Origin of the sequence: Sulfoacidibacillus thermotolerans, from assembly GCF_003144315.1 — a bacterium.
Taxonomy (GTDB): domain Bacteria; phylum Bacillota; class Bacilli; order Alicyclobacillales; family SLC66; genus Sulfoacidibacillus; species Sulfoacidibacillus thermotolerans.
In genome coordinates, this window is sequence record NZ_MPDK01000038.1 from 1 (window position 1) to 10,822 (window position 10,822).

Annotated in this window: 10 protein-coding genes; 9 read left to right on the top strand and 1 reads right to left on the bottom strand. The window is 46.6% G+C overall.

Annotation, left to right across the window (positions count from 1 at the left end; all coding sequences use genetic code 11):
* The first annotated feature begins 247 nt into the window (after positions 1-247).
* The 9 genes from BM613_RS13345 to BM613_RS13390 all read left to right on the top strand — a co-directional run bounded on the left by BM613_RS13345 (position 248) and on the right by BM613_RS13390 (position 10,394).
* On the top strand, positions 248-514 hold the full coding sequence (locus BM613_RS13345; protein WP_109431666.1) for a helix-turn-helix domain-containing protein: 267 nt from the start codon (positions 248-250) through the stop codon (positions 512-514).
* A 98-nt stretch (positions 515-612) separates the two neighbouring features.
* Positions 613-1,536 carry a PD-(D/E)XK nuclease family protein gene (locus BM613_RS13350; RefSeq protein ID WP_109431667.1) on the top strand — a complete coding sequence of 308 codons (924 nt, stop codon included), beginning with the start codon at positions 613-615 and terminating at the stop codon, positions 1,534-1,536.
* A gap of 35 nt (positions 1,537-1,571) precedes the next feature.
* Entirely contained in the window at positions 1,572-2,393 is an 822-nt protein-coding gene (locus tag BM613_RS13355) for a hypothetical protein (protein ID WP_109431668.1), read from the top strand.
* Between the two features lie 525 nt (positions 2,394-2,918).
* The gene (locus tag BM613_RS13365) at positions 2,919-3,527 is read left to right on the top strand and encodes a DUF669 domain-containing protein (RefSeq protein ID WP_109431670.1); all 609 of its coding nucleotides are present in this window, start codon (positions 2,919-2,921) and stop codon (positions 3,525-3,527) included.
* Positions 3,528-3,544: 17 nt separating this feature from the next.
* Positions 3,545-5,323: a DEAD/DEAH box helicase gene (locus BM613_RS13370; RefSeq protein ID WP_109431671.1), complete on the top strand. Its 1,779-nt coding sequence runs from the start codon at positions 3,545-3,547 to the stop codon at positions 5,321-5,323.
* The gene (locus BM613_RS13375; protein ID WP_109431672.1) at positions 5,316-5,594 is read left to right on the top strand and encodes a hypothetical protein; all 279 of its coding nucleotides are present in this window, start codon (positions 5,316-5,318) and stop codon (positions 5,592-5,594) included. Before BM613_RS13370 ends, BM613_RS13375 begins: the two co-directional genes overlap by 8 nt.
* Positions 5,595-5,719: 125 nt before the next feature.
* Positions 5,720-6,070 carry a DUF4406 domain-containing protein gene (locus tag BM613_RS13380; protein WP_109431675.1) on the top strand — a complete coding sequence of 117 codons (351 nt, stop codon included), beginning with the start codon at positions 5,720-5,722 and terminating at the stop codon, positions 6,068-6,070.
* A 63-nt stretch (positions 6,071-6,133) separates the two neighbouring features.
* A complete protein-coding gene (locus BM613_RS13385; protein ID WP_109431673.1) occupies positions 6,134-9,619 on the top strand; it encodes a bifunctional DNA primase/polymerase in 3,486 nt (1,161 codons plus the stop codon).
* Between the two features lie 553 nt (positions 9,620-10,172).
* On the top strand, positions 10,173-10,394 hold the full coding sequence (locus BM613_RS13390; RefSeq protein WP_109431674.1) for a hypothetical protein: 222 nt from the start codon (positions 10,173-10,175) through the stop codon (positions 10,392-10,394).
* Between the two features lie 228 nt (positions 10,395-10,622).
* On the opposite strand, the gene BM613_RS15370 is transcribed toward BM613_RS13390, so the two are convergent.
* On the bottom strand, positions 10,623-10,822 hold a 200-nt coding region (locus BM613_RS15370; RefSeq protein WP_219930698.1), incomplete at its 5' end, for a hypothetical protein.

Consider the following 10,822-nt stretch of genomic DNA (forward strand, 5'->3'; position numbering starts at 1 on the left):
AACAGAAAGGATGAGCATCATGGAATACGATCAAAACCTACAATATGATCCAGATTTCTTAAAAAAGCTAAAGGAGGTTGATGGCAACCCCATTGAACAACTGATCATTGATTGACATCCATATTGTACCACCTTGAGTACAAATAACAACGCTGCGTATATACGGAGCATACGCATCATACGCAGCAACATTTTAATTATATAAAAATGAAAATGTATTATTTGTTCATCGAAAGGGGGTGAAGTGATGACGCATAAGGAGGTTGGCAGACTTTTGCGCGAAATTCGGCACAGCGCTGGCGTTTCGCAAGAGGATGTGGCATTTTTTGCAGGCGTGCAACAACCCCACATTTCCCGCATCGAATATGGAATCAATGCGGCGACACTGCCGATTTTAGTGGGATACGCGAAAGCTACGCGTAACCATAAAAAAATTCTTGAATTGATCGAGAGGGAGATTGGAGGGAAAACCCATGAATGCAGTCACAAAAAATTCGCGGGAGTTGGTGCATAAGAAAAATGATTGGGCAGGAATCGGAGTTGTGGCGTTGTTTTTCCTTGCTGCACCTTTTGCGGGGTTCATTGTACGCATTCTTTTAGGGGGTTTCTAATATGGAAAAGCTGACGAATTCCCGCATCAGTGCAAGGCAACGGTGTCCGCAAAAAGAGCACTACCAATACGTAGAGCGTTTGCGCCCTGTGGATGTTCAGTGGCCGCTTGTAATCGGCAGTGCGTGGCACAGAGGTCTGGAAATGGTGGGGGGAGGGGGTGACGAAGAAGAAGCAGTGCGGGGAGGGCTGGAAACCTTTGGTTTTATCCAGCCACAAGATGAGGAAGCGGCGTTTCGGCTTCAACTTGAAAAAGTACGAACGGAGGTGATGATTCGGCAAGCAGTGCGACGCTTTACCGCATACCCTTTTACCGCTGTTGAGCAAGAATTCACCGTGCCCATTATCAATCCGGCTAGTGGACGCAAGAGTCGCAAGTTTGTATTAGGCGGAAAGATGGACGGAATTGTGGAAGCGAACGGAAAGTATTGGCTCATCGAAAACAAAACGACGGGCATGTCTCTTGATGTATACCGCACTTCCTACGGGTTATCCAATCAACTGACGCTGTATTTGTACGCCGCATCCAAGGCGTTTGGGCATCCGCTAGAAGGAGCCATTATGCGCACAATCGTCAAGACACAAACCAAGCCCAAGATGAGAGCGGGGGTTGTGATTGAAGATTGGGACGAGTACAAAGATCGGCTAATGGGGATGTACGATGAGGAACCCGAACGCTTCATTGCAGAGGATTTTGTGTATCGGACATCGGAACAGATCGAGCGATTTGAAAAAGAATTGTGGGCGGAAACACAAGAACGGCTTTGGCAAGACAAAACGGGAATGATTCGACACAATACCAGCGCGTGCAACGACTATGGTGGGTGTCCCTTCAAGCCGCTTTGCTTAGGGATAGAAGGGGCGAGAGACTCCTTATTTCGAGTCAGCGAAACTGTGCACGATGAATTGCCATCAGAATCTGCATAACTCAACATACAACGAAAAAACGGGAGGAATTGAAAATGACAAATTCAATCACGGCGTTCGATCAAAATTATTTGCAACGGTTAGGAATCAACGAAGCAGAAGCCAAGGCGATTGTGGAAGCTGGTTTCACGCTCGAAGAATACGAAGCGACCCTAGCGACCGCACAAGAGTTGGAATCCAATGCCGAACTTGTGCCTGTTCGCTACAAAATTATCGCTCAAGCAGGAGCGTTCATGAACGAAGCAACGGGCGAAGTGATTCCTAAATTAAAAGTACAAATTCCGTTTTTTCACACTTCACGCGTTTTGTTCCCAAAGCAAGAACAAGACAACCAAGAAGGAACGATGCCGTTGTGTTCCAGTGTGGACGGGAAGGCAGGGCAATATGTCGATGAAAATGGCGTAATCATGCCGCGCTCGTGTCAGGGGTGTCCGTTTGATGTATACGGCTCTGATTTTAATGGCGGACGCGGCAAAGCATGCAAAACGATGCGTCGTCTTTATGTCTTGACGGCGGATTCCGATGTACCAGCGGTTTTGAATCTTCCTCCGTCAAGTCTCAAAGTGTGGGATCAATTTGTGAGTGCGGTACGGTTCCAAGGTCAGTTTGTAAGTTCGTTTGAAATCGAGCTGGCTCTTGAAATCAAACGAAACGGCGCGAACACGTGGTCGCAGCTCAAACAGCCCACCGTCGTTCGCGCGCTGACTCCTGTAGAACGGATGCGTGTACTGAAGATCGGCAAGGAATTAGAGGAAAAGCATAAATCCTACAAAGTGTCGGTTGATGATTACACAGCCATTGAATTGCCGCCAGTCCCTGAAATTCCACAAGAAGATACAAAAGCAGTTAATTCCTAAACCACAAAGGCTTTTCGCGGGTTGAGCCACAATCAGCCCGCACTATGGGGAGTAGAGCCACCGTAGGCGATGGGTGGTCACGAACAGACTTGGCCGTAGCAGGTTCGATTCCTGTTATTTGAGTTGGTCACATGGAGCTAGGTACACCCGGTTCGACTCCGGGACTCCCCCAAAATACCAACAAGGTGGGAATTCGAGTGTTACTTGCCGCGGGACTGTTTTTTGTTGCTATGGCTGTCATTGGATTCCTTATTTTTGGGGAATCAATCCCTCATTTTTTTCTGTTCCTCAATTTCTCGTTATGGGCTGTATTGGCTTCGTTCTTTTTCCGATCTGCCTATCATGCAACTGTCTCTTCTATCGTACTTAGTTTCTATCTGCCATTCGTCATCCCTCTTTTAATCTTTGCAATAGTTCTTTACTTTTTTGCGTTTTGGATTTTGAACGATTAACGGTCTTTCGCGGGCTGTGCCAAACAACCCGCCCCAGCCGAAAGGCAAACTAAATCCAAGGAGGAAATCAATCATGGCGCTCAATATTGACGAAAAAATATATCAACAAGTATCCGGCAATTTGCAAGGATTCGATCCGCTCCCTGATGGCAATTATGTCGTTATGGTGGAGGAGTCAGAAGTACGCGAAAATAAATCCGGGAACGGCTATCATCTCGCGCTCAAATTGCGTGTGCAAGGCGGCCCTTACCGGAATCGGATCATTTTTTTGAATCAAGGGTTAACGAACAATCCAATCTCTTTGCGCCATCTTAAAAATGCACTGGACGCATTTAATTACCAATACAGCGTGAACGAACTGGATCAGTACGCGTCTACTCTTTTGGACAAAGTTGTCGTTGCAAAAGTAACGCATTCCAAAGGTGAAGAAAAAGTTGCTCTTTCACAAATCAGTCCTGCTCTGCTCGAACGAATTCAGGCAACGACCATGCAAGTGGCGGCGGAAAACAAAATCGAAAAAGAGAGAGTCGTTGAGTGGCTCGAAAACAAGTACGGGATTCGTGTGAATGCCGCAAGTTGGATCGCCGCAAAAGAAGCGATTCTCGCAGGGGAGTTTCGTGTAACGAAGGCAGACAAGGACAACTTCAATGAAGAAACCGAGGAAGAGGAATATTACTTTTAGAGAAAGGAGAAAAACCCATGCAACTTGTCACCGCAACAAGGCAACAATCGCTTGCTTTGCGCAACTATCAACAAGAGGCGATTGAAGCCATCAAAAACAATAAATCCCGCCGTCCTGTGCTTGTCCTGCCGACAGGCGGCGGGAAAACAGTGGTTTCTTCTTCGATTATCGCAGAACGGGTAAAAAAGGGGACGGTGCTTTTTCTCGTCCATCGCGAGGAGTTAATTCATCAAACAGTAGACAAATTTCAAAAAGTATATGATGCCACAGGAGAACTTGGTTCAACCGTCCGCGTAGGAATTGTACAAGCGGATCAAAATGAAATGGATGCAGACGTTGTCGTTGCGAGTGTCCAAAGCTTTGTGCGACGTTTAGAAGACTGGAAAAATATCCACCCCAAAACGCCAACGATTATTACAGATGAATGCCACCATGCGACAGCGGAAACGTATAAAAAAATTTACAAAGAACTAGGGTATCTTGATCACCTATTGGAAACTGACGGCGATGCGCTTGAACAAATCGGGGACATGCACTTAGGACTAACCGCGACGCCGTTTCGACGGGATCAAGCGAAATTAGATCAGATTTATGATGGAGTGGCTTATTCCGTTTCCATGAAACGACTGATCGACGAAGAGTATTTGGTTCCACCTGTTTCTATTTCAGTGCCTGCTCTTGAAGGCGTAACAAGTCCGAATAAAGGGCAAGACTTTTCAGATCGAGAGTTAGACGCTGCGCTAAACAACGAAATTGCAAATCAAAAAATTTACGAGATTTGGAACGAATATGCCAAAGATCGACTGACGATTGGGTTTGCCACGTCCGTTGATCACGCGAAAGATTTAGCGGATTTGTTTTCTGGTCGTGGCGTACCTAGCGCCTATGTTTCTGGCGCAACCCCTACAAAAGAGCGCAAAGAAATCATCGAAAAATTTACCCAAAAAGAAATCCAAGCTCTCTTTAATTACGGAGTACTGACGGAAGGGTTCGACGAACCTGAAGCCTCTGCGGTGATCATCGCGCGCCCCACCACGAGCATGGGACTCTATCAACAAATGGTTGGCAGGGGCTTGCGAATTGCACCGTGGATTGGGAAAAAGGACTGTCTGGTGTTGGATGTCGTCGGTGTGTCCGAAAACTTCCCGCTTGTCACTGTTGAAACTTTGCTTGCACCTGAAAAGGGAGAAGTGGCAAAAGGAAAATCTGATTCTAAGCCAAACACCGAAGCAGGAGGATACACATTCAAGCTCGCCAAAAGAAACAAAATCAACTGGCGAGAGTTGCGTAAGGGGAAGGTTTACGAAGTTTCAGACTTCGATCAACGGTTTGTGCGAGTCACTTTGGTTGACGAAACCACCGCACGGGTGGATGCGGGGGTGCGGGATGAAATCAACCCGATGTCCCAAAAAGTGTTTCAAGGCAATCTTTCCGATGCGTTTGAGTATGCGAACACCTATGCACACGTCAATTTGCAAAAGTCAGCCGTCTCTTCCACAGCAGGTTGGCTTGATGAAGCTCCTACCGAAAAACAAATCGAAGCGCTAAGAAACCGCGGAATTCTTGAAACACCTGCAACAAAGGAAGAAGCAGCCCGACTTTTGAATCGAGCAACCCCAAAGCAAATCGCCGTGATTGATAAATTTTTAAAACGAGCGCGCCTGTCTGCGATGTATTATCCCGACACCATGCAAGAAGCCAAAATTATGATCGACCTGATTTTTTCAAATCACTGGGAGGTAACGGGGGCTTTATCTGCAATGCGTCGCGCGCTCCCGTATAAGTTCGATGCTTGATCCACGAATCGATCCACGCGAAGACATGGCTGGCGCTGATGTTTGGAAGTTTGTCGTTACGCACACGAAGAACGAAGAAGATCGATGGTTTTGGCACGCGGTGCGTTGTGGCGGGTATCAGTTTGTTCAACAAGATTCTAAATGGCGACTTGAACCGTCAGGGCGAAAAAACGAGGAACCCCTCTTAGACGAGAAAATGAGGGAAAAGGCAGAATATATCCGTCGCACGTTGGCCGTGTTGCGCGAACGAGACCAAAAGCTAAAAAAATAAAGAGTGTCTAGTTTCGAAGGCTCTTTCACCAAGGATTCCTCAAAATGTTGTTAAAAATAATTTTATCTTGTATTATATAATCAACAAAACAATTCGAAGGAAGGACGGAGATCGCATTGTTTCCAATGTCACCACGTTTTGCGCAAACTGTTTTCTATCTCAGTGGCCCCATGTCGGGGTTGCCGGATTACAATTATCCAGCATTTTTTGAAGCAGAAAGCGCGTTGTTTTCGCAGGGCTATCTTGTGGCAAATCCAGCGAGAACAAATCTCCCAGAAGGGTCGCCGTGGGAAGCGTACATGCGGGACGATCTGCGAAAGATGTTAGGAGCAGATGCGGTCGTTGTTTTACCGGGGTGGGAAACGTCGCGCGGGGCACGGCTTGAAGTGCAGGTTGCAGAGGCGTTAGGGATGCCTATTTTCGCGTATCCCACACTTCATAGAATCCATCCGGGGCTTTCAGAAAGTAGCGCGTAAGAAAATTTTCTTACGCGCCCGTGTCATAGTATACAGCAAATTCTATGTTAGGAGGGGGTTGCCGTGGATACTCACTCTCACCCCATAACATTACCCGAACCTTTTTTGAGCTATGCCTCATTAGGGTGGAGGATTTTTCCTCTTCATAGTATCACAGAAGAGGGAAAATGTACATGCCGCAATGAAGCCTGTCCCAACAAAGGAAAACACCCCATCATAAAAGGATGGAGAGAAGCAGCAACAAGCGACTCTGAACAAATCGCTGCATGGCTCTCGCAATATCCTTTTGCCAATTGGGGACTTGCAACAGGCGTAGGAAGCGGCGTTGTTGCAATCGATATTGATCCTCGTCATAACGGGGACGAATCATTGATCAAATTAGAATCTGATCTCGGGATTGACCTTTCTGAAACGGTGACAAGCCTTACAGGGGGCGGTGGACAGCACTATCTATTTGCTACGTGCGAATCGTATGCGAACACAACTCGCTTCCGTGGACTTGACGGAATCGACGTGCGTGCAGATGGTGGATACATCGTCATTCCGCCCAGTCTACATCATTCAGGCAGACGGTATGAATGGGATGTCGCGCATGACCCCGCTGATATGGTTCCTGCGCCTTTGCCCATTTCGCTTGCTGCTGCACTTAAACCCAAAGAGTCGGAGTCAATTTTAAACTCTCCCATGCAAAAGTGGGATGATTTGCCGCTTGATGTGGCGCGGGAACTCCCCAAAGTGTGTTGGTGGATGACGGACGTTGCCAAACGCTATGCGCAAGGGGAAAAGCGTGTAGTGAGCTACGAAGAATGGATCACAGGCGCCTCGTGGTTTCATGCGGCAACCCCTTCATCGAGCGAGCTATTTCACGAATGGTCGGCGCTTGATCAAGAGCAGTATCGACATGCGAACACCGAGCGGAAATGGCGCGATACAGCGAATCTCTCCCCACGTTCTTGTGGATATGTGGCCCAAAATCACGCGGTCTGTGCCGCGTGTCCGATTCGGCACGAAGCCGAAAACCCCGTGGCGTATCTACGGAAACGGTACGGGGAGGAATTGGGGTTGCGCAAACCGTTCGGTGTACCAAGTTTCGCCAAGCAGTTTAAGTCAGAGTTGCTTTCTCTCGATCCTGAAAAAACTACGGAAAAAATCATGGAAGAAAAATCAATGATCGAAAAAATGATCGTTGAAGAGCCAGAAGAGTTTCAGGAATTGATCGATGGACTAGAAGGGAGTGAATTCGAGGAAATTAGAGCGGGACTTCTTGCTGTTCGAGAAGAATTCGAGCGTTTTTGTGAGGGTGTGCGTTCTTTCCAAGAAAACCATGCACAGAAAAAAGAAACGACCGAATCCCATGAAAATGAAATCGTCGCAACTGAAACACTTCGCGCGGCCATCCAAGCAGCAGAAGAAGGGGATCAGTTTGCACTCGTGAGGAAAGAGACACTCCTTGCCCTCGCGATGCTGGATGAACCAGGGAACGAGGAATTTTATGTTTATTCTACGCGGCTAAAAGAAATCGCCAAAAGCACTGGGCTTGGTATCCGACCATTTGAGCGTGCGTACAAAGCGGTTCGCGATGAATACCAAAAAGAAAAAAGAGATGCACAAGTTGAACAACAACGCATCGAAGAAGAAGCGTGGCTACGAGAGCGCGAAGCCCAACAAGAGGAAGAACGAAAACGCGCGCGTGAAGAGAAAAAAGCGCGTGGAGAATACAGTGAAAGTGTGTTCGAGGGGGTTCCCATGCCACCGAAGTACAGTTGGAACCCGAAAAAGCAGCAGGTGGAACTGGAGATCGAGGAAAAAGACGGGATGATTAAGTATGTTGTAATTGCGAGGTTTAAAATCGGGATTCGCCGAATTTTTACTCCGGTGAAAAATCAAGAAAACGACAGAATTGTCCACATCGCAGAACTCGTACACGACACGGGTATGGGATTGCACGCGATCCAGCTTCCAACTTCTGCACTCATCGATTACAAACAATTCGTGGATTACACGAAGGATATTGTCAAACTACGGCGTGCTGACGTGGACGGCGTGATGGATTACTTAAATCTTGCTGCTGTCACACTGACCAATTACGCCAATCTCCCGAATCTATATGGGTATTACATCGATAAACACGGATGGATTAAATTGCCTTCCGGCAAATGGGCTTATTATACAGGAAGGGAGTTAGTTGGAACAGAGTTTCAAGCTACATATATTTCAGGAATGACAAAAGGTGATCCAAATGTCGCGCGAACGTTACATGTACGACGAGGCAGTATTGCAGAAATGACAGAGCATATCCGAAACGATTTAGTCAGTGAACCCGAAATTGCCGCTTTTATCTCTTTTGCGGTGGGAAGTCCACTGATTCGCGCTTTGCACGATGCCAATTTGATTGCGGTGAAGGGGTTTCTCGTTGAACTGGTCGGTTCAAAATCATCTACAGGGAAATCAACGGCTGCAAAAATGGCAGGGTATTTATTTGGTGGCGGCATTGAACTTAGCAATCTCACCTTTGCCGCGCTTTCACAGATGATGTACGAATCCGGCGGCGTGCCTGTAATTTTAGATGAACCGCAAGCCAGCGCAAAAAACGGCGGAAGAAAAAACTCTGCCGAAATGCGCGAAATCATTTTCAACATCAGTGCGGGGCGAGACAAAGCTCGTGGTAGTGCAAGTGGAAAAAATCGGGATGTTGTTGAGTTCACGGGACTTTTCATGATGACAGCCAACGAGTCCTACGTTGACTTGGTCAATGATGAACCGGGCGACGGCGAAATGATGCGCCTGATTTCCCTTGCGCCCTCCGGCGTTCAAGGAACTGATCGCGCAGAAAAAATGAGCGACATCGCCATGCGGTGGTCTGCGAACGCCGGGATTTATCACGAAGCGTTGGCGAAACAATATGTGCGGTATGCGAACGATACATCCATGCTCACAGAACGCTACGGATATTTCACAAAAGCACTCGTCGAACGCATCCGATGGGCAGCAGGGACAGAGTGGGAGGAAAGCCGGATGGGAACGGTGCGTCGGTACGCATCTCACCTCGCGGTTGCGGTACTCGGAGCTGCCGTGCTCGAAGATGCAGTGAACGCGAACACGCCAGTATCTGATGAACCATTCGATCCTGATGAACGACCGTTCCAATTGCGAGATATGGTTATGGATCATTTGGCGCAACTCGTCTGGCAGCAGATCAGTGAAGGTGAACGGTTCCGAAGCGTCTCTTTGCGTGCTTCGGACTACATTGATGAGGTCATCGCTACACGTGGCGAACGCGAGATTCGTTCTCACAATCCTGAATCCCCCACGCTCCCGCCACCAACGGGATGGCTTGGTTTTTGGGTGGATGCGGAACATACGAAAGTCGCATTTTATCCGACAAAGTTCGATGATTTGCTTAGAGAGCGCGGGTATGGGGCGAATGTAGTGAGGAAAGCGTTGATTGAAGAAGGGAGGATCGAAAACGACGGAAAACATAACACAATGGTGAAGCGTGACATAGAATCAAAAAAACCAATACGAGTTATTATTTATAAGCCAACCTAAACCGCCTATGGTTAGGTTGGTTTTTTTGCGGCGAGTATAGGATTGTTACCTATTTTCAGCCTGTTGTTACAGCCTGTAACCATCTGATGGTAACGAAAAAACGGCTTAACAACGCGGTTTGTAGGCTGTGTTACCGCGTTACCACCATTTTGTGCGAGAGGACATATATATAGAAACGTATCACTTCGTATTTAATTTCTGTATGGTAATAAAACCATTTATATACATATTATCCACCGAAAAAAATATTGATCGTTGTTGTTTCATTTTATAAGTATATGCTCTTTAAAAATGGCGGTAACGCGGTAACAAAGCCAAATAAACCGCACAATCAAGCTGTTTTTTTCGTTACCGCCCAGTGGTAACGAAGTGGTAACAGGAGGTAACAGAGAAAATAGCGAAAAGCCCATATATATAGAGAGCTTTCTTTCTCGCTATATATATATGGGCAAAAACCTTATTTCATCGCTCTTTTTTAGAAAAAATCGTTACCACCACCCTTTTTCTTCTCCCTTTATGCAATCTTTTTGCTAGGAAAGCCGCCGCCAAATCTGTGATCAAATTTTATTTTCGCAATAAAAAGATAATTTTATGTTTGACGGAAATGAATACAGAGTTTGATGATTTGCTTAGAGAGCGCGGGTATGGTGCGAATGTAGTGAGGAAAGCGTTGATTGAGGAGGGGAGGATTGAGAGAGGAGACAAAACAACCACACGAAAATATGACGCAGAAACCAAAAAAGTGATTCGCGTCATCGTCTACCGAAACACCTAAACCGCCTACGGGCGGTTTTTTCTTTGTCCATGCCCCATCATGCCCACCAAAATGCACAAAGGGGCATGATCAGAAATATTTAATAATGGCTTAGTGGCGCGGTTTTTTATTCATTCATGCCCTTCATGCCCCTCATGCCCCTAAAAACATATATATACATACACGCTAATTGTTTTATATTTAATTTTTTTGCATTCCATATAATCCATCTTTATACATGTTTTTATTTTACAAATATGCCATAGAAAAATTATATTCACAAAGCACATTTTCTATAAAGGTATATGTATCAAAAAAGGGGGCATGAGGGGCATGAACAGCGAAAAACCCTTGCCAATAAAGGTTTTTTTCTAATGCCCCCAAGGGGCATGAAAGGGGCATGAAAGGGGCATGAAAGGGGCATGAAAGGGGCATGAAAGGGGCATGAA